This window comes from Arthrobacter sp. 01N444 (assembly GCF_056399305.1).
The window spans coordinates 1-22378 of record NZ_JBFTRB010000023.1; the positions used below are offsets into that span (position 1 = coordinate 1).

24 protein-coding genes and 1 tRNA gene are annotated in these 22378 nt (G+C 68.6%); 13 read left to right on the forward strand and 12 right to left on the reverse strand.

Going from position 1 to position 22378, the window contains the following annotated elements; all coding sequences use genetic code 11:
• Positions 1-261: enolase C-terminal domain-like protein (locus AC1DKN_RS19405; RefSeq protein ID WP_476872232.1), on the forward strand; the 261-nt coding region annotated here is incomplete at its 5' end.
• Between the two features lie 136 nt (positions 262-397).
• Here AC1DKN_RS19405 and AC1DKN_RS19410 read toward each other — a convergent pair.
• From AC1DKN_RS19410 to AC1DKN_RS19420, 3 genes are all read right to left on the reverse strand, one after another.
• Positions 398-607: a hypothetical protein gene (locus tag AC1DKN_RS19410; RefSeq protein WP_028276129.1), complete on the reverse strand. Its 210-nt coding sequence runs from the start codon at positions 605-607 to the stop codon at positions 398-400.
• 202 nt (positions 608-809) lie between these two features.
• Positions 810-1976 (reverse strand): cyclase family protein, encoded by a 1167-nt coding sequence (locus AC1DKN_RS19415; RefSeq protein ID WP_476872233.1) that lies wholly within the window; start codon positions 1974-1976, stop codon positions 810-812.
• The gene (locus AC1DKN_RS19420) at positions 1973-3631 is read right to left on the reverse strand and encodes a purine-cytosine permease family protein (protein WP_476872234.1); all 1659 of its coding nucleotides are present in this window, start codon (positions 3629-3631) and stop codon (positions 1973-1975) included. Before AC1DKN_RS19420 ends, AC1DKN_RS19415 begins: the two co-directional genes overlap by 4 nt.
• A 234-nt stretch (positions 3632-3865) precedes the next feature.
• On the opposite strand from AC1DKN_RS19420, the gene AC1DKN_RS19425 reads away from it, so the two are divergent.
• Positions 3866-4648 carry a phosphatase PAP2 family protein gene (locus tag AC1DKN_RS19425; RefSeq protein ID WP_476872235.1) on the forward strand — a complete coding sequence of 261 codons (783 nt, stop codon included), beginning with the start codon at positions 3866-3868 and terminating at the stop codon, positions 4646-4648.
• Positions 4649-4654: 6 nt separating this feature from the next.
• Here the strand turns inward: AC1DKN_RS19425 and AC1DKN_RS19430 are convergent, their stop codons facing one another.
• Complete coding sequence (locus AC1DKN_RS19430; RefSeq protein ID WP_476859226.1) at positions 4655-4942, reverse strand: MerR family transcriptional regulator; 288 nt, start codon at positions 4940-4942, stop codon at positions 4655-4657.
• A 140-nt stretch (positions 4943-5082) separates the two neighbouring features.
• Here AC1DKN_RS19430 and AC1DKN_RS19435 point away from each other — a divergent pair, with 140 nt between their 5' ends.
• The 3 genes from AC1DKN_RS19435 to AC1DKN_RS19445 all read left to right on the forward strand — a co-directional run bounded on the left by AC1DKN_RS19435 (position 5083) and on the right by AC1DKN_RS19445 (position 6440).
• A complete protein-coding gene (locus tag AC1DKN_RS19435) occupies positions 5083-5511 on the forward strand; it encodes an Hsp20/alpha crystallin family protein (protein WP_476850266.1) in 429 nt (142 codons plus the stop codon).
• A 71-nt stretch (positions 5512-5582) separates the two neighbouring features.
• The gene (locus AC1DKN_RS19440) at positions 5583-5957 is read left to right on the forward strand and encodes a J domain-containing protein (protein WP_476855502.1); all 375 of its coding nucleotides are present in this window, start codon (positions 5583-5585) and stop codon (positions 5955-5957) included.
• A gap of 93 nt (positions 5958-6050) precedes the next feature.
• Complete coding sequence (locus AC1DKN_RS19445) at positions 6051-6440, forward strand: hypothetical protein (RefSeq protein WP_230007693.1); 390 nt, start codon at positions 6051-6053, stop codon at positions 6438-6440.
• A gap of 26 nt (positions 6441-6466) precedes the next feature.
• Here the strand turns inward: AC1DKN_RS19445 and AC1DKN_RS19450 are convergent, their stop codons facing one another.
• Positions 6467-7015 (reverse strand): TspO/MBR family protein, encoded by a 549-nt coding sequence (locus AC1DKN_RS19450; RefSeq protein ID WP_230007698.1) that lies wholly within the window; start codon positions 7013-7015, stop codon positions 6467-6469.
• Positions 7016-7138: 123 nt separating this feature from the next.
• Here AC1DKN_RS19450 and AC1DKN_RS19455 point away from each other — a divergent pair, with 123 nt between their 5' ends.
• Entirely contained in the window at positions 7139-8677 is a 1539-nt protein-coding gene (locus tag AC1DKN_RS19455) for a GH1 family beta-glucosidase (RefSeq protein WP_476872236.1), read from the forward strand.
• Between the two features lie 21 nt (positions 8678-8698).
• On the opposite strand, the gene AC1DKN_RS19460 is transcribed toward AC1DKN_RS19455, so the two are convergent.
• Together AC1DKN_RS19460 and AC1DKN_RS19465 are read right to left on the reverse strand one after the other, a co-directional pair.
• Positions 8699-9766 carry an App1 family protein gene (locus tag AC1DKN_RS19460; RefSeq protein ID WP_476872237.1) on the reverse strand — a complete coding sequence of 356 codons (1068 nt, stop codon included), beginning with the start codon at positions 9764-9766 and terminating at the stop codon, positions 8699-8701.
• 90 nt (positions 9767-9856) lie between these two features.
• Complete coding sequence (locus tag AC1DKN_RS19465) at positions 9857-10597, reverse strand: DUF72 domain-containing protein (protein ID WP_476872238.1); 741 nt, start codon at positions 10595-10597, stop codon at positions 9857-9859.
• 89 nt (positions 10598-10686) lie between these two features.
• Here AC1DKN_RS19465 and AC1DKN_RS19470 point away from each other — a divergent pair, with 89 nt between their 5' ends.
• The 4 genes from AC1DKN_RS19470 (at position 10687) to AC1DKN_RS19485 (ending at position 14245) form a co-directional block, all read left to right on the forward strand.
• Positions 10687-12474 carry a glycoside hydrolase family 15 protein gene (locus AC1DKN_RS19470; protein WP_476872239.1) on the forward strand — a complete coding sequence of 596 codons (1788 nt, stop codon included), beginning with the start codon at positions 10687-10689 and terminating at the stop codon, positions 12472-12474.
• A gap of 154 nt (positions 12475-12628) precedes the next feature.
• Positions 12629-12934, forward strand: a complete 306-nt coding sequence (locus tag AC1DKN_RS19475) for a hypothetical protein (protein ID WP_223913587.1) — start codon at positions 12629-12631, stop codon at positions 12932-12934.
• A gap of 63 nt (positions 12935-12997) precedes the next feature.
• On the forward strand, positions 12998-13315 hold the full coding sequence (locus AC1DKN_RS19480) for a hypothetical protein (protein ID WP_476855505.1): 318 nt from the start codon (positions 12998-13000) through the stop codon (positions 13313-13315).
• Between the two features lie 168 nt (positions 13316-13483).
• Entirely contained in the window at positions 13484-14245 is a 762-nt protein-coding gene (locus AC1DKN_RS19485) for an SDR family oxidoreductase (protein WP_476850259.1), read from the forward strand.
• Positions 14246-14315: 70 nt separating this feature from the next.
• Here the strand turns inward: AC1DKN_RS19485 and AC1DKN_RS19490 are convergent, their stop codons facing one another.
• The 3 genes from AC1DKN_RS19490 to AC1DKN_RS19500 are packed head-to-tail and all read right to left on the reverse strand — an operon-like array spanning position 14316 to position 17376.
• Positions 14316-14735 (reverse strand): sterol carrier family protein, encoded by a 420-nt coding sequence (locus AC1DKN_RS19490; protein ID WP_230009166.1) that lies wholly within the window; start codon positions 14733-14735, stop codon positions 14316-14318.
• 13 nt (positions 14736-14748) lie between these two features.
• Positions 14749-15765, reverse strand: coding sequence for an asparaginase (locus tag AC1DKN_RS19495; RefSeq protein WP_476872240.1), 1017 nt, complete (start codon positions 15763-15765; stop codon positions 14749-14751).
• Between the two features lie 36 nt (positions 15766-15801).
• The gene (locus AC1DKN_RS19500) at positions 15802-17376 is read right to left on the reverse strand and encodes a molybdopterin-dependent oxidoreductase (protein WP_476872241.1); all 1575 of its coding nucleotides are present in this window, start codon (positions 17374-17376) and stop codon (positions 15802-15804) included.
• A 731-nt stretch (positions 17377-18107) separates the two neighbouring features.
• On the opposite strand from AC1DKN_RS19500, the gene purD reads away from it, so the two are divergent.
• Together purD and AC1DKN_RS19510 are read left to right on the forward strand one after the other, a co-directional pair.
• The gene (gene purD / locus AC1DKN_RS19505; RefSeq protein ID WP_476850257.1) at positions 18108-19418 is read left to right on the forward strand and encodes a phosphoribosylamine--glycine ligase; all 1311 of its coding nucleotides are present in this window, start codon (positions 18108-18110) and stop codon (positions 19416-19418) included.
• Positions 19415-20491, forward strand: coding sequence for a phosphoribosylaminoimidazolesuccinocarboxamide synthase (locus tag AC1DKN_RS19510; protein ID WP_476872242.1), 1077 nt, complete (start codon positions 19415-19417; stop codon positions 20489-20491). Before purD ends, AC1DKN_RS19510 begins: the two co-directional genes overlap by 4 nt.
• On the opposite strand, the gene AC1DKN_RS19515 is transcribed toward AC1DKN_RS19510, so the two are convergent.
• Positions 20445-21710: a helix-turn-helix domain-containing protein gene (locus AC1DKN_RS19515; RefSeq protein WP_459385576.1), complete on the reverse strand. Its 1266-nt coding sequence runs from the start codon at positions 21708-21710 to the stop codon at positions 20445-20447. The genes AC1DKN_RS19510 and AC1DKN_RS19515 overlap by 47 nt on opposite strands.
• 131 nt (positions 21711-21841) lie before the next feature.
• Here AC1DKN_RS19515 and AC1DKN_RS19520 point away from each other — a divergent pair, with 131 nt between their 5' ends.
• Positions 21842-22060 carry a hypothetical protein gene (locus AC1DKN_RS19520; RefSeq protein ID WP_018776166.1) on the forward strand — a complete coding sequence of 73 codons (219 nt, stop codon included), beginning with the start codon at positions 21842-21844 and terminating at the stop codon, positions 22058-22060.
• 237 nt (positions 22061-22297) lie between these two features.
• Here AC1DKN_RS19520 and AC1DKN_RS19525 read toward each other — a convergent pair.
• A tRNA-Pro gene (locus tag AC1DKN_RS19525) sits at positions 22298-22374 on the reverse strand.
• Positions 22375-22378 lie beyond the last annotated feature (4 nt).

A 22378-nucleotide genomic window follows, 5' to 3' on the forward strand; every position in this document is an offset into this window, starting at 1 on the left:
ATCTCCCCGGTCGGGTTCGCCGCGCAGCTGCACGTGGGCCTGGCGATCCACAACTACGGCATCCAGGAATACATGCAGCACTCGGATGCGACCAACGAGGTCTTCGAACAATCCATGACCTTCGTCGACGGCTACCTGCACCCGGGCGAGGCGCCCGGCATCGGCGTGGAATTCAACGAAGAAGCCGCCGCCGCGTTCCCCTACCAGCAGGCCTACCTGCCCTACAACCGCCTCGTCGACGGCACCGTCCATGACTGGTAACCCGACGACCGGTAACTGGCACTGACGGATGGCAGTGCCTGAAACACCAAAAAGGTCCCGGGCGGCGAGTCGATGCTCAGCCGCCCGGGACCTGGCTCTTTTGAGTCCGGCTCTCAGCGTCCGGTTTGCTGGTTGCTTAGTGAACCTGTTCCCGGGTCATGCCGAAGGGGACCTGGTCGGAGAGGGCCGCGGTGTAGTGGCCCGGCTTGTGCCGCGTGAGCAAAATGCCGTGCGTCCCGGTTGTCATGGCGAGCTGCTGCAGCCCGCGGACGGCGTCGTTGAGTCGGTCGTCGAGCACGCGCCGGTTGTCGACCTGGATCTCAATGGGCTCGGTAATGGTGGTCATCGCTCTGTCTTTCTTGGAGTGCTTCTAGTCGGCCCCAATGGATTCAGGAACAGTAACGTCATATTTATTGGCCCGTCAAATCACCACGCCGCATGTGCGCGTGGCCCGTGCGGACGCCAAATGCCCGCAGATTGCGGCCCGGGCGGCTGACCTGCAGATCCACCCAGGCCCGGGTGGTCCCAGTGAGTCTAATCACCCGGCATCACTGCGGGCAGGCCGAAAGATGCTCGTGGACGCAAACAATGCCGCCGTCGGAGGCGCGGGAGAAGATGATGGTCTCCCGTTCATCGCTCGTATCGCGGCCACCGTCCCGGTCAACCCGGACCGTCGTGGCCACGCGGTGCGAAAACACCGCGGTAGCCCCGAGGAGCTGGATATCCTGCTGGCTGCTCCGGCATTCGAGCACACGCCAACCACCGGCGAGCCAGCTGTCCCAAAGGGTGCGGTAGGCGGAGCGGGACCCAAGGCGCTGGGCTTCCGGATGGAAGATGAAGGTCGCCTCCGGGCTGAAGGCCGCAAAGTAGGCCTCGGTGTCCGTGGCGGCGAAGGCGGCGACCAGGCGGTCGGCTGCCTCCTGGACCTCTTCGCGGCTGAGGGCGCGGGGCGCTGCCGGCTGCAGCACCGCAGCCGGCAGCGGCCGGGCCACGGCCCGGATCGGGGCGCCGTCGGCCCCGGGGATATTGAGGGGAAAGAGGAAGAGCTCGACGTCGGATCCTGCGTCTGTGGCCCGCTGGACCTGCTCCAGTCCGGTGAGGTTTTCCACGATGATGCAGCCGTTCCCGGCCAGGATGTCGTGGGCGGGGAAGCCGCCGCCGGCCGGGTTGCCGTGCTGGTTGCCCTGCTGGTCGCCGTGCGTGGCGCCGGGGGAGGTTGGATCCACGCTGAGGGCATCCAGGCCTACGGCGCGGTAGCCGCGGTCCACGATCAGTTGCGCCGCCGCAGCCTCCAGCCATGGGTGCTTGAGGTACTCCTCCGTTCCCCACGCTGCTGCGCAGCCGGTGTGCAGCAGGAGGATCTTATCGGGATTGTCCGGATTTCCAGGTTCCGCAGGATTTCCGGCGGAGCCCGCCGGGGCGATCCCCGCCAGGTGCGCGGCGGTGATGGCGCCGCCGCGGGCCACGTCCCGGACATCCACGATTTCGGCGACGCCGCCGAAAAGGGACAACGGCAATTCGTCCAAAGCTGCCCAGCCGTCGCCCACATGCAGGGGTGCGTCGGCGTGGGTACCCGAATGGGAGCCCAGCCCGAGCGAGAGCACGTTGGCGCCGTCGGCCTCCACGGTCAGTGCCGATGCGATCCGGACCTCCGGGTCGCCGGGATAGACAGGCATTCCGGTGCGCAGCGGAACGCTGAGATCGAACCACGTCACCGCTGGCCCACCAGTTCCGTGTCGAAGTCGCCGTGCAAGTCCGGCGCGGCTGCCTCCGGTGTTCCGGCAGCGACGGTGTTTCCAGCCGCATCGATGACCGGCGGCACCGGGGTGTCCTTCGAGGGGATCCAGCGCGGCCCGGCGGCCGGGAACACTCCGCGCGGCTCCGGGAAGATCCACAGCAGCCCGAGGTAGAGGACGGCTGCAAGCCCGAGCGATGCCGGCAGACTGATGTCCACGCCGCCGGCCAGGTTGCCCAGGGGCCCCTGGAACTGGCCGGGCATGTTCACCATGCTCAGCCCGGCGGCGGCGCTGACCAGCCAGGCCGTCATGCCGCGCAGGTTCCAGCCGTGGTTGAACCAGTACCGTCCGCCGGTCTGGCGCCGGTTGAACACCTGGAGGGCGTCGGCGTCGTACCAGCCGCGGCGGGTGATGAAACCGATGATCATCACCACCATCCAGGGCGCGGTGCAGGTCACGATCAGGGTGGCGAACGTGGAAATGCTCTGGACGAGGTTGAAGGCGAAGCGGCCGGCGAAGATGAAGGCGATCGCCAGGACCCCGATGAACAGGGTGGCCTGGACCCGGTTGAACCTCGGGAAGACGCTGCTGAAGTCAAGGCCGGTCCCGTACAGCGAGGACGCCCCGGTGGACATGCCGCCGATCAGGGCGATGGCGCAGAGCGGGATGAAGTACCAGGCCGGGGAGACGGCCAGCAGGCCGCCGACGTAGTTCGGCGCCGCCGGGTCCATGAATTCCGGCGCCTTGGTGGCGATGATGGACGCCGTGGCCAGGCCAAAGACGAACGGAATCAGGGTGGCCAGCTGGGCCAGCAGCGCCGCGCCCATGACTTTGCGCTTCGGGGTGGCGGTGGGGATGTAGCGCGCCCAGTCGCCCAGGAACGCGCCGAAGGAGATGGGGTTGGACATGACGATCAGTGCCGCGCCAATGAACGCCGGGATGAACCCTGCGACGCCGACGCCGTCGAATCCGGTGCCGAAGGCACCCTCGAAGTTCAGGTTGAGGTCGCCCGCGAAGGCGATGAACCCGACAACGAACAGCAGGGTGGCCGCGGTGACGGCAATCTTGTTCACGAGCAGCATGAACTTGAACCCGTAGACGCAGACCACCAGAACGAGTCCACCGAAGAGGCCGTAGGCGACGGCGAACGAGCCCATGTCCTGCGGCAGGCCAACGAGCCGGTTCAGCCCGCCGACCAGGGCATCGCCGGAGCTCCAGACCGAGATGGAGAAAAATGCCAGCGCGGTCAGCAGTGACAGGAATGATCCGACCACCCGGCCGTGCACGCCCAGGTGGGCGGAGGAGGACACCGCGTTGTTGGTTCCGTTCGTGGGGCCGAAGACGGCCATGGGCGCCAGCAGGAGGGCGCCGACAACCAGGCCCGTCACCGTAGCGGCGAGCCCCTGCCAGAACGACAGGCCGAACAGGATCGGAAATGCGCCCAGGAAGGCGGTGGCAAAGGTGTTGGCTCCGCCGAACGAAACCCTGAACAAGTCAAAGGCGCTGGCATTGCGGTCCTTTTCGGGGATCCGCTCAATGCCGTAGGTCTCCACGTCGGTGACCTTGCCGCGGTTCCGCCCTGCGCCGGCGCCGTCAGGCTTTTCCTCGACCATGTTGTTCTCCATCCAGCTCATCATTGATTCCTAAGAGTTGCTTTATAAGCATCACAAGTTGTGTTGGAGGCTACACTGTGAACCGGCTCACAGCAAGGCCCTGCCCTGTCCGGCCGGCGGGTTACGCAACCGGCCGCCGGCCCGGGACCCTCCCGCGGGAAGCCCGGGCGGCCCATGTGCCCGCCGCCCGGTAAATAACAGGGATAATCTTCAACGGGGACCATCCACAACACGGCGCAAAGGCGGCACAGCGACATGGCACAGGCTCAAGCAGGCAAACCCCAGGGACGGTGGCGGACCTTCCACGAAAAGTTCGTCGTGGAGGAGCGCTTCATGAGCGTGACGGCGCGCCGGAATCTCTACCGGACCGCCGTCGTGCTGATGATCGCGGGCGCCGTGCTGTTCGTGGTAATCCTCGCCGGAGTCCTGCAGCACGCCGGCATCTCGGCGGCGGATGAGCCCGTGCGGACCTGGCTCCTGACCCTGCGCGCGGAACCCACCACCATCATCATGATCATCCTGGCGATCGTCTTCGGCCCCATCGGCCTGCCAATCATCGTCCTGATCGTGACGGTGGCCTGGGGCCTGATCGCCAAGCATGCCTGGCGGCCGATGCTCCTGGCCGGTGCCATGCTGACCGGCGTCATTCTGGCGCAGATTATCGGCCACATCGTCGAACGCCACCGGCCTCCGATCGACCTCATGCTCTTCGGCGCAGACTCCACGTTCTCGTTTCCGTCCGGCCACGTCCTGGGTGCGTGCGACTTCCTGCTGGTGACCACGTACCTGGTCTTTTCGCGCCGGAAGAACCCCATGTCCGCTGTTATCGCCTTCATTGTGGCGGGGATCGGCATCTTCTTCGCCGCCGTCAGCCGCCTGTACCTCGGCTACCACTGGATGACCGATGCCCTGGGCGCCTTCTCGATCTCGCTCGTGATCCTGGGCGGCGTCATTGCGCTGGACACCTGGCGGACGGCGCGGATTCCGGGCGAACAGGTCACCGGGACGCTCTCCACCGCCGACACCAGCCAGGACTGAGCACCGTCAGCGGCTGCGCGCCAGCTTGAGTTCGGCCCGCAGCCGGGCGTTGGCGGCCTCGAGTTCCATCACCTTGGCCACGCCGGCCAGGTTAAGCCCTTCTGCCAGGAGCTGGCCGATCCGCCGCAGCACCACAAGGTCTGCGTCGCTGTACTGCCGGGTGCCACCCGCGGTGCGGTCCGGTGCGAGGAGCCCCCGGCGCTCGTAGAGCCGGATATTCTGCTGCCCCGTGCCCACCAGCTGCGCCACGACCGAGATGGCGTACAGGCCTGAATTCGCGCCTCGGTCCGCCATGGTCTTCCTCCCGTTCCGGCCGGAAATTCCCTTGCATCAGTGTTTCACCGGTGCTATAAAAAATCTATACCCGCCACCACAGAAAACTTGAGGTGGGTTGTAGAAGGAATGCAGATCAAGTCTCGCTGAAGGAGTGGGAAATGATGTTGATTCGGACGGACCCGTTCCGTGACTTCGACCGGCTTGCCCAGCAGGTGTTCGGGACGGTGGCACGCCCCGCGCCCATGCCCATGGACGCATGGCAGGAAGACGGCGTATTCGTCGTCGCCTTCGATCTTCCGGGGGTCAATGTCGACTCGATCGGGCTCGACATTGAGCGCAATGTCCTGACGGTCCGGGCGGAACGGCGCGATCCGGTGCAGCCCGACGTGGAACTGATGGTCTCGGAGCGTCCCCGTGGAGTGTTCAGCCGCCAGCTGATCCTCGGCGACACCCTGGATACGGAGAACGTCAAGGCGAACTACGCCGACGGCGTCCTGACGCTCCGCATCCCGGTGGCGGAGGCGGCCAAGCCGCGGAAGATTGAAGTCACCCGTTCGCAGGACAAGATGCAGGAGATCGGGAAGTAGCCCCCGGGCCGGCGCGGCGCCCGCAGCGTCGCTCCGGCTCCGGCTCCGGCTCCATGCAACGGAGGCCGATCATGCCCGGCAGGAACCCTGATCCCCGAGGCTACTACGCGCTATTGCACGTCTCGCCGGAGGCGGGCCGGCAGGAGATTGGCCGCGCCTTCCGGGCGCTGATGCGCCGGCACCATCCCGACGTCGGCCAGTCTGACGTCGATCCTCCCGATGTCGGCGCCATTCTGCACGCTTTCGCCGTGCTGCGGGATGCCAGGAGCCGGGCGGAGTACGACGCCGGCCGCTGGCGTTCCGCCGTCGAGGCCGTCGAGGACGACACCTTCCAGCACCGGAACGACCATGCCGGCCAAGGCAGCCGCGACATCCCGGTGCGCATCATCCGGCGTCGGGATCCCCTTGTGCGCGTGCTCCCCGTCCGCTGGGAACCCGGGCCGTGACGGGGAAACTCTCCTGGCCAGGCCGCTGACCCGGGCAGGAACCCCCCCAGCAGTTACATCCAGCAGCCCCATCCACTGAGGAGGAGACCAGCCATGAGCGCATGGCGCCGCTACGATTCGCACCTTATGCCGGTGTTCCACGAGCGCTTCGAAGCGCGCTGGGGCGAGGGAACGGCGCCGTTCCTGGACCCGGAGGCGCATGAGGCCCCGTTGCCCCGTGCGCAATGGATCAACATCGACACGGGTGCGGCGCTGGCGGTGGTCCCGGTCTGGACAGATGAAGACAGCCAGCACCGGTCCTTCGGCGTGTTCTACCTGCCGCCCGCGGGTGATATCTGGGTGCTGAGGCCCGGCTTCACGGAGTATCTGGAACCCTCGCTGGATGAGGCTGAGCAGCTCGTGACGCTGCGGAACGATGCCTTCCGCAAGGCCGTGGAGCACGCCAAAGTCTTCCTGTTCGGGCCGGAGACGTCGCTGTTCTGAACGGCAGGGACCAGCAGATGCCAGGATCAGTTGCTGGCGGCGGCATAGGCGTTCAGGCTCAGCGAGAACACGATCCAGGAGAGGTACGGCAGCATGAGCAGGCCCGCTGCCCGGCTGATCAGGCCGAACCGGACCACCGTGACGGCGGCGGCCACCGCATGGACGGCGATGAGCAGCAGGGCCAGCCAGAGCGCGGCCCCGCCGGCCATGGGGTACATGCCGAAGAACAGGGGCGCCCAGGCGAGGTTGACGAGCAGCAGGATGGCGTAGACGGTCATGGCCCCCCGGCCGCGCCCGGAGCGAAGTCCTGTTTCCCGGCGCCAGACGAGCCACGCCGCCACTGCCATTGTCGTGTAGAGCACCGTCCAGACCGCTCCGAAGGCCCAGCCCGGCGGAGTCCACGGAGCCTTCTCTGCCGCCGCGTACCAGCCGCCGGCGTTGCCGATAATGACCAGCGACGCCACGAAGGACACCCCATGGGAGACCGCCAGGAAGCAAAGGAGGGCTGCCGTCTGCCGGCCGGGGCTGGGCGGCGCCGATGGCGGCCGGCGGTTGACGCCTTGTTCAATTTTCACGTGCACCGATCAACAGTGGCCGTTGGCATCGCGTCCGTCAAACGGCCAGGGTCGTGGCGCTCACCCCCGGGGGAGCCTAAAATCAGTCAACCAACCACCGAAACTACATAGAGGTCCCCGTCGATGAACGCTTCCGCCAAGGATCTGGCTTCCCTTCTTCCGCCCGGCTTCACCCTGGGTGTGGCGACCTCCGCCTTCCAGATCGAGGGTGCACTCGATGAAGACGGCCGCGGCCCTTCCGGATGGGATGTCTTCGCCGCGAAGCCGGGTTCGATCGTGGAGGACCAGAGTCCGGCCGTTTCCTGCGACCACTACCACCGGATGCCCGAGGACGTGGCTCTGATGAAGGAGCTGGGGATCGACTCGTACCGGTTTTCGCTGTCCTGGTCCAGGATCCAGCCCGGCGGGAGCGGGCCCGCGAACCCTGCCGGGCTGGACTTCTACGACCGGCTGATCGACCTGTTGCTCGCCAACGGCATTTCCCCCATGGCCACGCTCTACCACTGGGACACCCCATTGCCCCTGGATGAGGCCGGCGGCTGGATGAACCGTGACACGGCCTACCGGCTGGGGGACTTCGCCGCCATCGCCGCGGCTGCCTTCGGGGACCGCGTGAGGCGCTGGGTGACTGTCAACGAGCCCGCCACAGTCACCACCAACGGCTACGCCCTGGGCATGCACGCGCCCGGGGAGGCCCTCATGCTCAAGGCCCTCCCCAGCGTGCACCACCAACTGCTGGGCCACGGCCTGGCGCTCCAGGCGCTGCGCGCCGCCAAGGTGCCGGGCGACATCGGCATCACCAACGTTTACTCACCGATGGTCCCGGCCACCGCGAACCCGCTGGACAAGGTCAGTGCCGGACTCATGGATGTGGCGCAGAACCGGCTCTACGCCGATCCGGTGCTGCTCGGCAAATACCCGGATGTCATCCGGGCCGCCACCTTCTTTTCGTCGTCCTTCAGCCCGTCCAGCGAAGACATGGAGCTGATTTCCCAGCCCCTGGATTTCTACGGCCTGAACTACTACATGCCCACCCTTGTCGGGGCGGGTCCGGGTGAGGGGGCCGTGCCGCCCGGCATGGCCGAGGCCATGGGGGACGACCTCAGTGGGACACCCGGTGCGCCCTTCCACATCGCGCAGTTCCCGGACACCGAGACCACGGCCTACGGCTGGCCGGTCAAGCCCCAATACATGTCCGTCGCCCTGGCCGAGATGGCCGACCGCTACCCGGATCTGCCCCCGGTCTTCATCACCGAGGGCGGGGCCAGTTTCGAGGACGTCGTGGTCCAGCCTGTCGGGGCGGACCAACGGATAATCCCGGACGAACGGCGCCTGCGTTACCTTGCAGACCACATCGGCACGGCCCTGGAAGCGACACGTCCCGGCGGCGCCGCCGAGGCCATCGACCTTCGCGGCTACTATGTGTGGTCCTTCATGGACAACTTCGAGTGGTCCGCCGGCTACAAGCAGCCGTTCGGTCTGGTGCACGTCGATTTCGATACCCAGGTCCGCACGCCGAAGGCCTCCTACTACTGGCTCCAGGAGGTCATTGCGGCCCGAAGCTCGGCGTCCGCCGGAGAGCCCGGCAGCGCAGCGCAGCCCGGCGGCGCCGGCGGGCAGGACGAAACCGCCGACGTCGGAGAGCCGCACCCGGCGAGCTGACGCCCCTCAAGCCGGGTCAACCTAGAGCAGATCCAGGTCCTGCAGGCCCTTGGCGAGCCCCGCGCCGTCGGGCGAATAGAACCACGGGACGGAGGACTCCGAGTGGTCTCTGGTGTCGGAGTGGCCGCCGGCGAAGACGGCCTCACTGGCCGAGAGCTGCCGGATGCCGATCGCGGCCACCTGGTCCGGGTGCTTCTGCGCGAAGCCGGAGTAAATCTCTTCATCGTGCTGGCCGTTGTCGCCGAACAGCAGCCAGCGCATGTTCGGGAACTCCTGGGCCAGCAGCTCAAGGTTCCGCCGTTTGTGTTCCTGGCCGCTGCGGAACCAGCGGTCGTGCGTCAGCCCCCAGTCCGTGAGCAGCAGCGCGCCCGAGGGATAGAGGTTCCGGGCGATGAAACGGGCCAGGGTGGGAGCTGCGTTCCACGGTCCGGTGGACAGATAGATCACCGGCGCCTCCGGGTGCTCCACCTTGAGCCGATCCAGCAGGACGGCCATGCCGGGTGTCGCCATCCGGGCCCGTTCGTTCAGGACGAAGGTGTTCCACAGCGCCAGGAAGGGCCGGGGGAGGGCGGTGACCATGATGGTGTCGTCAATGTCCGAGACGATGCCGAGCCTGGTGTCCGGCGAGATCACGAAAATCCTGGCCTCGACCGGTTCCGTTCCCTCGGCGCGCAGCACGGCCGTATGCCAGCCCGGGGTCAACGCCACGTGAACCAGGGTGTCCACCAGGCCGCCGCGGTCCGCATGCACGCGGGTGGTGACGCCGCCGATCTGGATCTCCACCTCGGTGAACTGGACCGGGACGCTCGTGAACGCCCGCCAGCCGCGGAAGTTCTGGTTGCCGTTCAGGGCCAGCCGCTCCGCCTTGCCGCCGGGCACCGGCCGGCTGGTGAGGACCACGCGGCCCAGTACCCTGACCCACTCGGTCGAGCCGTAGCCCTGATAGGCGACTGTCTGCGGGCTGAACTTCCAGCGCCGGGCCGTCTTGAGCCGGAACCCGTTGACGGTGTCCGACACCCAGTGGGCGAGCCGGAAGGCCCTGTTGCCGGACACGGGCAGCTGCTGCGCTGGTTGCGAGGCCAATTCCATGCCTCCACTCTCCCACAGTGCCGGGCTCCGGCTGTGCCGGCGGGGTCCCCGGACGCGGGCCCCCGCCACGCCGGATTACCAGCGTGGCGGCTAACCCAGCAGCCCGCGCAGTGTGGCGGCGTTGCGGACGGCGTTGCCGCCGCCGTCGTTGTTGAAGTACGCGTAGGCGTCTTTCCCGCCGGCCTGCCACTCGCGGATCCGGTCCGCCCACCAGCGCAGGTCGTCATCGGAATAGGATCCGCCGTACAGGACGTCGTGGTCGGGGCCGTGCAGCCGGATATAGACGAACGCCGCGGTGGCGCGCAGGACGCACGGGAGCCCGGCGCCGCTCATGATGCAGTAGGCCGCGCCGTGACGTTCCAGCAGGGCGTACACGGCGTCGTCGTCCCAGCTGGGGTGGCGGAACTCCACACAGACGCGGATCCAGCCGGGCAGAGCCGCCAGGAAGTAGTCCAGCCGGGCGTCGTCGCGCGCCAAGCCCGGGGGCAGCTGGACGAGCAGCACGGCCCGCTTGTCGCCGAGTTCGTGCCAGCACCGGGTGATCCGGTCCGCCCAGACCTCGGGGGCGTAAAGCTTCTTGGCGTGCGTCAGGCCGCGGGGCGCCTTGACGGACAGGGCGAAACCGTCGGGCAGGCGGCGGCGCCAGCTGGCGAACGAGCCCTCTTTCGGCCAGCGGTAGAAGCTGGCATTCAATTCCACGGTGTCGAAGCGGGCCGCGTAATATGCCAGCCTGTCCCGGGCTGGCAGGCCCGGCGGATAGAGGACCCCGTCCCAGTGGTCATAGCTCCAGCCGGATGTGCCGATCCGCACAGCGGCCACGTGCCCTGCCATGCCCCTTCCCCTTCCGCCGACGCCATGCTCCCTCCACCGTGCTCCCTCTACCGTGCCGGGGGCGACGGCGGTGTGGCACTGTAAGTGTCATGGTACGCATCGAGGATTACGCAATGGTCGGCGATCTGCACACCGCTGCCCTGATCAGCACCGAAGGCTCCATCGACTGGCTGTGCCTGCCGCGCTTCGACTCGCCGGCCTGCTTCAGCGCCCTCCTCGATTCCCCCGCGGCCGGCCGGTGGCTCCTGGCGCCGGCGGGCGGCGGGGAATGCACGCGCCGCCGCTACCGCAAGGGCACGCTGATCCTGGAAACCGAGTGGGATTTGCCCGAGGGCAAGGTCAGGATCATTGACTTCATGCCGCCCCGCGACGAGGTGGCGGATATCGTGCGGATCGTGGTCGGTGTCCGCGGCACGGTGCGGATGCGCGGCGAACTGGCGCTCCGGTTCGACTACGGCCATATTGTGCCGTGGGTCCGCCACGACGAGCTCGGGATCCACGCCGTCGCCGGGCCTGATGCCGCCTACCTGGTGACCGAGGCGCCCCTGCGCGGTGAGCGGATGCATACCGTCAGCGACTTCACGGTCAAGGCCGGGGAGCGTGTGCCCTTCGTGCTGACCTGGAGCCCCAGCCACCTCGGCCGGCCGCGGTCGGTGAACCCGGAAACGGTCCTGGCGTCGACCGAGGAGTTCTGGCTTCGATGGTCGGCGAAGTGCACGGTCACCGGGCGCTACCGCGACGCCGTCCAGCGCTCGCTGATCACGCTCAAGGCCCTGACGTTTGCCCCGACCGGCGGGATCGTGGCCGCCGTCACGACGTCCCTGCCGGAGGAGATCGGCGGTACCCGGAACTGGGACTACCGCTTCTGCTGGCTCCGCGACGCCACGCTCACGCTGCAGGCGCTGCTCGCCGCGGGCTACACGGAGGAGGTCGGCGCGTGGCGCGACTGGCTGCTCCGCGCCATCGCCGGGGACCCGGCGGATCTGCAGATCATGTACGGGCTCCACGGCGAACGCCGGATGCCGGAGCTCGAACTGCCGTGGCTGAAGGGCTACGAAAACTCCGCTCCGGTGCGGACCGGTAACGGTGCGGCCGGCCAGCTGCAGCTCGACGTCTGGGGCGAGGTCCTCGATTGCCTGTCCCTGACCCGGAACTCCCTGCTCAAGCACACCGACGACGCCTGGGACGTCCAGGTGGCCCTCATGGAACATCTGGAGACGGCCTGGCGCCAGCCGGACAACGGGCTGTGGGAAATGCGCGGCCCGCAACGCCATTTCACGCACTCCAAGGTGATGGCCTGGGTGGCGGCGGACCGCATGGTCAAGGGCGTCCGGGACTTCGGCCTGACCGGCCCGGCGGACCGTTGGGAGGAGCTGCGTGACGCCATCCACGCCGAGGTCATGGCCAACGGGTTCGACGCCGACCGCAACACATTCGTGCAGTCCTACGGGCGGCCGGAGCTGGATGCGAGCCTCCTGCTGCTGCCCCGGGTGGGGTTCCTCCCGCCGGATGATCCGCGCATCATCGGAACCATCGATGCGGTCCAGCGCGAGTTGACGCACGACGGCTTCCTGCGACGCTACCTGCCGGCACAGAGCGATGACGGGCTGCCCGGCGAGGAGGGGGTGTTCCTGGCATGCTCCTTCTGGCTGGTCGAGGCCCTGATCGGGGCTGGCCGGCGCCATGAGGCCCGGGAGCTGTTCGAGCGCCTGCTGGCGCTGCGCAACGACGTCGGGCTCCTCAGCGAGGAGTGGGGCGTCGAGACCGGCCGGCAGCTGGGCAACACGCCGCAGGCCTTTAGCCACTTCGCCCTCGTCATGAGCGCGCTGGAACTGCATGAAGACGGCGTCCGCCGCAGCGACACCCCGCTTCCGTGATCCCCGCCGCGGCGACCGCAGTGGCCCCCGCGGCCCCGCCGCGGCGACCGCCGGCGGACGAAGGGCGGGACCTTCAGCACTTTCCCCGCACCGTAAAATAAGTACACTTACTAATATCCCGGCGGGGGATACGAGGGAACTAGGAGTGTTGCAAATGGCGGGATATTTTGAGCTCGTGGACGCGCCCGAGGGCGGCTACCGCATTCGGATGATGGACGGGGCAGGGCAACTGATGGCAGTCTCAGTGACGTTTCCCACCAAGAAAGCCGCCGTTGCCGGCGTCGCCCAGGCAAGGGAAATCGCCGGAACCGGCCTGATCAGGGACCGCAGCGCCGATGGCCGGGCCGCCGTGCCCGGATCGTCCGCCCGGGTGATCAGGGGGCGGCGCGGCGGTGCCGGGCGCTCAAACTCCACCTTGGGGGGCTCGCTGGCGGGCAAGAGGGCGCAGGCCCGTACCTGACCTGATCATCGAGTAGGCCGTTTCCCCAGCCGGTTCGCCGCGCCGAACGGTTACAGTATGGCCATGGAGCCGCGGGGGAATCGGAACACCGGCCGTGCCCGGAAGAATCTGCTGGGCCGTGTGGCGGTGCCGCTCACTGCCGCGGCCATGCTGCTCGCCGGGCTGGCCCTTCTTGCCCAGCCGGTGACGCAGGAGGACTTTGGCTGGGTAGCGTATGCTCCGGTGGCCACGGGGCCCGTTGTGCTGCAGGGGCTCATGGTCATGGGCCCGTGGATCTGGGCAGGGGTCGCGCTGATCAGCATCGGGTTGCTCCTGCTGGCGTTCTGGTCCGGCTACCGCACGGGCCGGCAGGCCCGGGACCGCGGCGACGACTCCCGCTAGGCGGCTGCCGCTCGGCCGTCCGCCCCGCGGCCGGGCTGAAGCGCCGCCAGCCGCCAGCCGACGCCCCCGAGGAGACAGCTCGCGGCGTTCCGGACGCGAAACACTGCCGTGATGTGCCGTCTCGGCGGTACGCTGGCCGGGCAGCGCCTAACCGTCGAGGAGGACCTCATGAGCCAGCACCACACCCCGGGAAGGGTCGCCGTTGTCACCGGAGCCGGTTCCGGCATCGGCCGCGCAGTGGCCAGGCTCATGCTGGCCGAGGGCTACCGGGTGGTCCTGGCGGGGCGGCGGGAAGAACCGCTCCGAGAGACCGCGGCCGGCCACCGCCAGGCGCTCGCGGTCCCGTGCGATGTCACCGTCCCCGCCGACGTCGAACGGCTTTTCGCCGCCGCGCTGGGGCAGTGGGAGCGCGTGGACGTGCTCTTCAACAACGCCGGCGTGTTCGGCCCCGCCGCCGCGGTGGACGAGATCACCGTGGAGGACTGGGACGCGACCGTCGCCGTGAACCTCACGGGGTCCCTCCTTTGCGCCGGTGCCGCCGTCCGGGCCATGAAGGCCCAGTCGCCCCAGGGCGGACGGATCATCAACAACGGTTCGGTCGCGGCGCATTCGCCCCGGCCGCGGACGGTGGCCTACACGGTGACCAAGCACGCCATCACCGGGCTGACTAAAAGCATTGACCTGGACGGCCGGGGCTTCGGCATCAGCTGCGGACAAATCGATATCGGCAACGCGGCGACGGAGCTCATGGAGGAGATCGGCGTCGGTTCCGGGACCGCCCAGGCAGACGGCAGCCTGCGGGCCGAGCCGACCTTTGCGGTGCAGGACGCCGCCCGGGCCGTGCTGCTGATGGCCGGGATGCCGGCGTCGGCCAACGTGGGATCCCTCGTGGTGACAGCTGCGGGCATGCCGTTCATCGGGCGCGGCTGAGGCGCGGCTGGGGGCACGACTGCGGGCGCGGGCCCCGGCTGGTGGGTCCTGAGGGACGCCGCCGGGTGACCTAGAGGGGCAGGAGGGCGGACAGGTCCGCGCGCAGTCCCGAGGCGGCAACACGGCCGGCGGCGACGGCGTCGGCCCAGCTCAATCGTCCGCTGACCATCGCCAGCCAGGTGTCGGCGTCGCACTCGATGACGTTTGGCGGGGTGCCGCGCGTGTGCCGCGGGCCCTCCACACACTGGGTGACGCCGAACGGCGGGACGCGCACCTCCACGGAGTTCCCGGGCGCCCGCGCGGTGACTTCCTCCAGGCAGTATCGCACCGCCGTCGCGATCGTGGTGCGCGGGACGGCGCCGGGTCCTCCAGAGCCCGGGACCCCGGCGGCCGGCACGTTCGGGCCCGGTGCGGTCGCGGTGGCTTCCTGCCACGCGGCGAGTGCCGCGCGGCCCTCGTCCATGGCGATTCGACGGCGCGATACAGCCACTTTCCCGAGTCTCCTAGTCCAGCAGTGCCGCGACGGCCCGCCCGAGCCGGATCTTGCCTACCGGGCGTCCCCCGCCCAGTACCGGGTCCACCACCTTGTCCAGGACGCTGGACACTTCAGGGATTTCGACGGCGCCGGAGGCCGCGAGGAGCGTCAGCCCGACCAGTGTGGTGGCCCGGATGTTGCCGTCGAGCATCTTGATGGCAACCGAGACGCCCTGGCGGGTGGCCATGACCAGGACGCCCTCGGCGCCGATCTTGGCCAGGATGCCGAGTTCGTCCATGACGATCGTGTTGGCCTGCCCTCGCCCCTGGACGGCCCACGGGTAGTCCAGCATGGACGTGGCAATGGTGGCTGCCCGCGCGTTCGAGTTCTTGTCGCCCGGGGCCTTGGCCAGCTTCGAGTAGGCCCGGGCCAGGCCGATCAGGGAGACGGCGGCAACCGGCGCGCCGCAGCCGTCGATGCCCAGGTGGGTGATGCGTTCGCCGCAGTACTCCTCGATCACGGAGCGGATGCGCTGCTGCAGCGGGTGGTTGGGTTCGAGGTAGCTGTTCTTGTCCCAGCCGTTCTCCGTGCACGCCCAAAGGAACGCGGCGTGTTTGCCCGAACAGTTGAAGGCCAGCCGGGACTTGCCCCGCTCGGTCTGGACGAGCCAGTTCCGGGCGGTCTCATCCTGGGGCCAGTCGGCCGGGCACTGCAGCTGGTCTTCCTTGGCCCCGGCCGCCTTGAGCATGCCCTCGACCACGTCCATGTGATCCAGGGATCCGACGTGGCTGCCGCACGCGATGGCCACCTGGGCGCCCCGCAGGGGTACGCCGGACTGCATCGAGGCCAGGGCCTGCAACGGTTTGAGCGTGGACCGGGCAAGGATCGGGGCGTTCACATCGCCGAGCTCGATCACTGCCGTCCCGTCCGCGGCCAGCACCACGGCCGAGCCGATGTGGCGGGACTCCACGAAGCCGCTGCGTTCGATGACTGCCAGTTCGACGGCGGAGTCGACTGTGAATGTTGCATGCGGGTTCAAAGCCATGCTGCAAGTCTATGGTGCCCGGTGCTGATACCCCGGTTATTCCACGGTCACCATCACCGACTGCCAGCCGGAGGCGCCGTCCGGAACCGGATCCGCCCGCTTGTCCGTCTGGACCTCGCCCTTGCCGTCCGTGGCGCGTACCTTGATGTAGTGCGGGCCCGGCGTGGCATCCCAGTCCAGGGACCACTGCCGCCACGTGATGAGGGAGGCCTCGTCGGAGAGTACCGCCTCGGTCCAGGGCCCGCTGTCGATCTGCACCTCGACCTTGGTGATCCCGCGGGTCTGGGCCCACGCGGTGCCGCCGATGGCGATCTTTCCGGCGGGGACCTTGGCGAAGGACTTGGGCACCTCGACCCGCGCCATGGTCTTGATCGGGCCGCGTTCGGACCAGCCCCGCTGGGTCCAGTACGCCTTGCTGTCCGCGAACCGGGTCACCTCCAGGTCCACCACCCACTTGGTGGCGGAGACGAAGCCGTACAGGCCGGGAACCACCATCCGCACCGGGTAGCCGTGCTCGAGCGGGAGCGCCTCGCCGTTCATGCCGATCGCCAGCATCGCGTCGCGGTCGTCCTGGAGGACTTCCAGGGGCGTCGAGGCGCTGAAGCCGTCAGCCGAGGTGGAAAGCACCATGTCCGCGCCCTGTGTGGGGCGGGCCAGCTTCAGGGCGTCGCGGATGGGCATGCCCAGCCATTTGGCGTTGCCGGCCAGGTTGCCGCCGACCGGGTTGGACACACAGGTCAGGGACACATGGGATTCAATGAGCTGGGCGTCGAGCAGGTCCTGGAAGGTAAGCCGGACCTCCTGTTCCACGAGACCGTGGATGCGCAGTTCCCAGTCCTGGACGTTGATCTCCGGCACGCTCAGCGCCGTGTCGATCCGGTAGAAGTCCTTGTTCGGGGTCAGCCACGGCGTGACGCCGGGCGCCTTGGACTGGACCCCGGCCGGGACCGCGGCGGCGGCCTTGGCGGGCGCGGGCAGCTGCAGCGACTCGCGGGCCGCGGCCACGTTGCTGCGGGCCGCGCTCAGCAGGCGTCCGCCGGTGGCGGCAACAGCCGAGGCGGCCGCGGTGATGCCGGCGGCGGCGAAGAACCCGCGCCGAGTGGTCGCCGGACGCTCGGGTTCCTTCGCGGCGACGTCCGCGGCCCGGTCCGGCCATTCCTGCATCCGCCACAGCCGGGTGATCAGGAGCCGCAGCACCACCAGCCCGGCGACGGTGCCGATCAGGGAGGGAATGGCATCGATCGGCTTGACGCTGGCCCGCGTCACCACGCTGCCGACGATCACGGCGCCCATCAGCACCACCCCTGCCACCCCCAGGGCCCATTTCCGGTACGCCACGATGCCGAGCACGCACGCCAGGAGCAGGATCGTGACCGCCATGCCGACGAACAGCGCGGCCTTGTCGTTGGTGCCGAACGTTTCGACGGCGAAGTTCTTCATCCACAGCGGCGTGAAGTCGATGAACGTCGATCCCAGCGCAATCAGGGGCGTCGCCCGTGTGGTGAAAAACGCCCCGATCAGTTCCGCGACGGACAGGACGACGGCGGCCGCAGCCACTCCGGCCACCGCGGCCAGGGCTGTGGCGCCGCGGGACCGCTTGCTGGGCTTCATGCTGGGTTTGTTCATACATGCCATTCGTAGCCGCGCGCCCCGCGGATTGTCCGGCGCCGGGCCTGGTTCCGGGCGTGTGCGCATGCCCTCCTGCCGGACCCTGGCGTGGACATGCCCCGCGGTCCCCGGGACATGTCCAGTCGTGGGACCCGGGCGTGGGCATGTTTTCCGGTACCACGGGACATGTCCAGTCCTGGGACCCGGGCATGGGCATGGTGGCATTATGCCCAGTGGCCGCGGCCGGGGCAGGACATGTGCCCCGGATTGCCCGGCCCCGTGGGTGCCGCGCTGCGGACTCAGATGCGGTCCGGCGGCTGGTGCCTGGGTCTGTGCCAGGCGGCCGGGGACATGTCCGGCCGTAACTTGGCGCGTGCAACATGCTCCCCGGACCCAGTAGGACATGTCCAGCCTTGGCACCCCGGCAGGGGCATGCTCTCCGGCACCACGGGACATGTCCAGCCTCGGGAGCCGGGCATGGGCATGGTGGCATTATGCCCAGTGGCCGCGGCCGGGACTGGGCATGTCCCGCGGGTTGTCCCCGGTACCCGGCGCTGCTGAGCTCAGGATTGCCTGGTGCCCGGGACTGCCGGACTCAGGATTGCCGCCCTGCGCCGGGAGCGCCGAGCCGCGGATTGCCCGGCGCCCGCGAGGCGCCGCCGCGAAAATTGAGCATGTCCGGCGGCCGACACAGCTTAGGAGCCTGCGGGGTGCACCACGTACCCTTGGAGACTGTGAAGGTACTTGTCATCGGCCCCGGCGGCCGCGAACACGCCATTGTCCGATCCTTGCTTGCAGACCCGAACGTTTCCGAGGTCCACGCGGCCCCGGGCAACGCCGGCATCAGCGCGCTGGTCCCCACATATGCGATCGACGCGAACGATCCCGACGCCGTCGCGGCGTTGGCCCTCAAGCTCACCGTTGACCTGGTGGTGGTCGGTCCGGAGGCGCCCCTCGCCGCCGGCGTGTCCGACGCCGTCCGCGCCGCCGGCGTCCCGGTCTTCGGCCCCAGCAAGGCCGCGGCCCAGCTGGAAGCGTCCAAGGCCTTCGCCAAGGAAGTCATGGCCGAGGCCGGCGTGCCCACCGCAATGGCCCGCGTTGCCTCCAACGCCGGGGAAGCCGCCGACGCCCTCGATACCTTCGGCGCCCCGTACGTCGTCAAGGACGACGGGCTCGCGGCCGGCAAGGGCGTCGTGGTCACCTCCAACCGGGACGAGGCCCTCGCGCATGCCCAGACCTGCTTCGACGCGGGCGGCACCGTGGTGATCGAGGAGTTCCTGGACGGACCCGAGGTCTCCGTGTTCGTCCTTTGCGACGGCACCAACACCTTGGCCCTGTCCCCGGCGCAGGACTTCAAGCGCATCTTCGACAACGACGAGGGCCCCAACACCGGCGGCATGGGCGCGTACACACCGCTGGAGTGGGCCCCCGAAGGCCTCGTGCAGGAAGTGATCGACCGCGTCGCCCAGCCCACGGTCAACCAGATGGCGCACCGCGGCACCCCGTTTGTCGGCGTCCTCTTCGTCGGCCTCGCCCTGACCTCGCGCGGCACGCGGGTCATCGAATTCAACGTCCGGTTCGGCGATCCCGAAACCCAGGCCGTCCTCGCCCGGCTCAAGACGCCCCTCGGCGGGCTGCTCATGGCCGCCGCCAAGGGCGAGCTGGACAAGGTGCAGCCGCTGCGCTGGTCCAAGGACACGGCCGTCGCCGTCGTCGTGGCCGCCGAAAACTACCCCGACACCCCGCGGACGGGCGACCGCATCCGGGGCCTGAAGAAGGTCGACGCCCTGGACGGCGTCCACGTGATCCACGCCGGGACCAAGCTCGACGGCGAAGGCAAGGTCGTCTCCGCCGGCGGCCGCGTCCTGGCCGTGGTGGCGCTGGGCACGGACCTCGTGGAGGCCCGGGAGCGGGCGTACGACGGCGTCGAGCTCGTCCAGCTGGACGGCAGCCAGTTCCGCACCGATATCGGCGGCAAGGCCGCCCGCGGCCAGATCCGGGTAGCCGGGCCGGGAACCGCGGCCGCGTCGAAAGCGAAGGCATGAACGTGACCGAATCCGCAGCGCCGACACCCGGCACCCAGCCCGAGACCACGCCTGAGACCCCGCCTGAGACCCCGCCTGAGACCCGGCCCAAGGGCGGGCTCGACACCGCCACGCAGGACCTGCCCGGCTGGCGGCACGTCTACTCCGGCAAGGTCCGCGACCTCTACGTCCCCGCGGACCCGGCGCTCGCGGAACGCTTCGGCCAGGATTGTGTCCTGGTGGTGGCCAGCGACCGGATCAGTGCGTTCGACCACGTCCTGGCCAGCGAGATCCCGGACAAGGGCCGCATCCTTACCCAGCTGAGCCTGTGGTGGTTCGACCAGCTCGAGGTCGCGCACCACGTCCTCGCTTCCACGGCCGACGACGGTGTCCCCGCCGCCGTCGAGGGCCGGGCAATGATCTGCAAGAAGCTGGACATGTTCCCGGTCGAATGCATCGCCCGCGGCTACCTCACCGGCACCGGGCTCGCGGAGTACCGCGCGTCGGGCACAGTGTGCAGCATCCCGCTGCCCGCCGGCCTGGTTGACGGGTCACGGCTGCAGGAGGCGATCTTCACGCCGTCGGCCAAGGCCGAGGTGGGTGAGCACGACGAGAACATCACTTATGACGCCGTCGTCGGCCTCGTGGGTGCGGACGTCGCGGCGGACCTGAGCAGGCTGACCCTGAAGATCTATACCAAGGCCGAGGAAATCGCGCGCGGCCGCGGCATCATCCTGGCGGACACCAAGGTGGAGTTCGGCCTCGACGCGGCGACCGGCGTCATCACGCTGGGCGACGAGGTGCTGACCCCGGATTCCTCACGGTTTTGGGATGCGGCCACGTACCGGCCCGGGCAGGCGCAGCCGTCCTATGACAAGCAGTATGTGCGCGACTGGCTGACCTCGCCGGAGTCGGGCTGGGACAAGGCCTCGGACACGCCCCCGCCCGTCCTTCCGGCCGACGTCGTGGCGCGCACCCGCAGCCGCTACGTGGAGGCCTACGAGAAGCTCACCGGCCGGACGTTCGCCCAGCCCGGTCCGGCCGGGGCTAGGCTTCCGCGGAAGCGGCCTCGGCCCGGCGCTGGGCGAGCTTGATCTCGAGCACGGCGTCCAGCGCCTGCTGGACCCGGTCCGAGGCGCCCGCCGCGCTGAACTCCTTCTGGGCTTCCTCGAGGTACACCAGCGCCTCCGCGGCCTCCCCGGCAGCCTTGAGCGCCTTCCCCAGCAGCAGGGAGACCTCGCCGGCCGTGTGCCGGGCCAGAGCCTCCCGCTCGGCATGGATCTCGCGCAGCTTCTGGACGGCGGCCACGATGTCGCCCGTGAGGTAGAGCCAGCGGGCCCGGATGAAGGCGACCTCCAGTTGGTCGGTCTTGTTGCCGCCGACAATCGACAGGGCCAGTTCGGCGCGCTCGATCGATGAGAGCGTCTCGGGTTCGACTATTCCCGAGGAGAGGCGGACGGCGGCGGAGGCCTTGTTGAACCGGGCCCACAGGTCGATGTCGTTGGCCGGGGAGAGCAGCCGGCCGGCCCGCTCGTGGTACTTGATCCCCTCGGGATAGTCGTGGCGCATGAAGGCCACGTTGCCGATCACCCAGGCCACCTCGCCGGCGAGCTGGGACATCGAGTGGTCGTCCATCTGGTCGTTCATGGCCTGGCAGTACTCCCAGGCCTCATCGAGCCGGCCGCTCTCGGCCAGGGCACCAATCAGGGCGCGGAGGGCGCCGATGATCATGGTGGAGCCTTTGGGCAGCTGTGCGCAGAGCCGCACCGCTTCCTGCGCATGCTCGACGGCGGCGGTCAGCTGCCCCTGGCCCTGCGAGGCTGCGGCGAGCATCTGCTGGGCCCGGACGCCGAGCCCGGCAGACTCCGCGGCCATCGGGTGCTCCAGGAGATTCTGGACCACGTCCTTGCACTCCTGCCAGAGGCCCTGCTTGATCAGGCACTCGGCCTGCATATAGGTCATGTTCCACCACGCGCTGGTGTTCTTGGCCTCCAGGGCGATCTTGGCGGCGGCGGCGGCGTGGGTGGCGGCCACGGGGTAGTCCCGGAGGTCCCAGGCCTGCCGGGCATACAATCCCGCGAGCACGTATTCGGCGTCGCTGACGGACACCGGCTGGCTCCAGGCCTCAAGCGCCTTGGGGGCCAGTTCAAGCCGGCGGGCAAGCTCCTCGATGACATCGGCGGTCGGCTCGCGGCGTCCGGTTTCCAGCAGAGAAATGTAGCTGGGGGAGTACAGGTCACGGCCCAACTCCGCCTGCGTCAGGCCCCGTTCGAGCCGTTCCGCGCGGAGCTTCTCCCCAAATCCGTTCCCCACGGATACCTCCTAATTCCGGACATTCTTTGTACTAAATGCTTGACAGTCTCTGTAGAAACCATTTTACAATGTGTGTCAACAAGGGTAGTGCTGACTTGGTTAAGGAACCCCAACCCATATTGAGGAAACTTATGTTGAAGAAGATTGCAGCCGGCGCCGTTTTGGCGGGCGCACTGGCATTCTCCGCCGCGGCCCCGGCCGTGCTGTCCGCTGCTTCACTTACCGATGTCTCAGACGTTGCCGCCGTCGGCAACTGGCCCGATCCCATGCGCACCGCCCAGGCGGTGGGCAACTGGCCCGACCCCATGACCCACTCGCTGAACGTCGGCAACTGGCCCGACCCGATGTAACAAGCCCGATGTAACAAGCCCGACACGGCAGGCCCGGCGCAGCAACGGCCGGCTGCCTGCGGCACGGATATCCGGCGCAGCCCCGGGAGATTTCCTCCCGGGGCTGCGTTGTGTCCGGGGGGCAGGGGCCGGGCCCTGGGCCGGGACGATCGCCGGTGCCGGTGTCATGAAATCGTGCCGGACCTACCACCGGACATACAAAAGAGGACCCTCCGTGTGGAGGGCCCTCTTTGTGTTTGGTCGGGATGACAGGATTTGAACCTGCGACCTCGTCGTCCCGAACGACGCGCGCTACCAAGCTGCGCCACATCCCGATCC

Coding starts and splice junctions, on each gene's coding strand:
- AC1DKN_RS19410 (WP_028276129.1), bottom strand. CDS start 607: ATGACCACCATTACCGAGCCCATTGAGATCCAGGTCGACAACCGGCGC.
- AC1DKN_RS19420 (WP_476872234.1), bottom strand. CDS start 3,631: ATGAGCTGGATGGAGAACAACATGGTCGAGGAAAAGCCTGACGGCGCC.
- AC1DKN_RS19425 (WP_476872235.1), top strand. CDS start 3,866: ATGGCACAGGCTCAAGCAGGCAAACCCCAGGGACGGTGGCGGACCTTC.
- AC1DKN_RS19430 (WP_476859226.1), bottom strand. CDS start 4,942: ATGGCGGACCGAGGCGCGAATTCAGGCCTGTACGCCATCTCGGTCGTG.
- AC1DKN_RS19435 (WP_476850266.1), top strand. CDS start 5,083: ATGATGTTGATTCGGACGGACCCGTTCCGTGACTTCGACCGGCTTGCC.
- AC1DKN_RS19440 (WP_476855502.1), top strand. CDS start 5,583: ATGCCCGGCAGGAACCCTGATCCCCGAGGCTACTACGCGCTATTGCAC.
- AC1DKN_RS19445 (WP_230007693.1), top strand. CDS start 6,051: ATGAGCGCATGGCGCCGCTACGATTCGCACCTTATGCCGGTGTTCCAC.
- AC1DKN_RS19455 (WP_476872236.1), top strand. CDS start 7,139: ATGAACGCTTCCGCCAAGGATCTGGCTTCCCTTCTTCCGCCCGGCTTC.
- AC1DKN_RS19460 (WP_476872237.1), bottom strand. CDS start 9,766: ATGGAATTGGCCTCGCAACCAGCGCAGCAGCTGCCCGTGTCCGGCAAC.
- AC1DKN_RS19465 (WP_476872238.1), bottom strand. CDS start 10,597: ATGGCAGGGCACGTGGCCGCTGTGCGGATCGGCACATCCGGCTGGAGC.
- AC1DKN_RS19470 (WP_476872239.1), top strand. CDS start 10,687: ATGGTACGCATCGAGGATTACGCAATGGTCGGCGATCTGCACACCGCT.
- AC1DKN_RS19475 (WP_223913587.1), top strand. CDS start 12,629: ATGGCGGGATATTTTGAGCTCGTGGACGCGCCCGAGGGCGGCTACCGC.
- AC1DKN_RS19480 (WP_476855505.1), top strand. CDS start 12,998: ATGGAGCCGCGGGGGAATCGGAACACCGGCCGTGCCCGGAAGAATCTG.
- AC1DKN_RS19485 (WP_476850259.1), top strand. CDS start 13,484: ATGAGCCAGCACCACACCCCGGGAAGGGTCGCCGTTGTCACCGGAGCC.
- AC1DKN_RS19495 (WP_476872240.1), bottom strand. CDS start 15,765: ATGGCTTTGAACCCGCATGCAACATTCACAGTCGACTCCGCCGTCGAA.
- AC1DKN_RS19500 (WP_476872241.1), bottom strand. CDS start 17,376: ATGAAGCCCAGCAAGCGGTCCCGCGGCGCCACAGCCCTGGCCGCGGTG.
- AC1DKN_RS19510 (WP_476872242.1), top strand. CDS start 19,415: ATGAACGTGACCGAATCCGCAGCGCCGACACCCGGCACCCAGCCCGAG.
- AC1DKN_RS19520 (WP_018776166.1), top strand. CDS start 21,842: ATGTTGAAGAAGATTGCAGCCGGCGCCGTTTTGGCGGGCGCACTGGCA.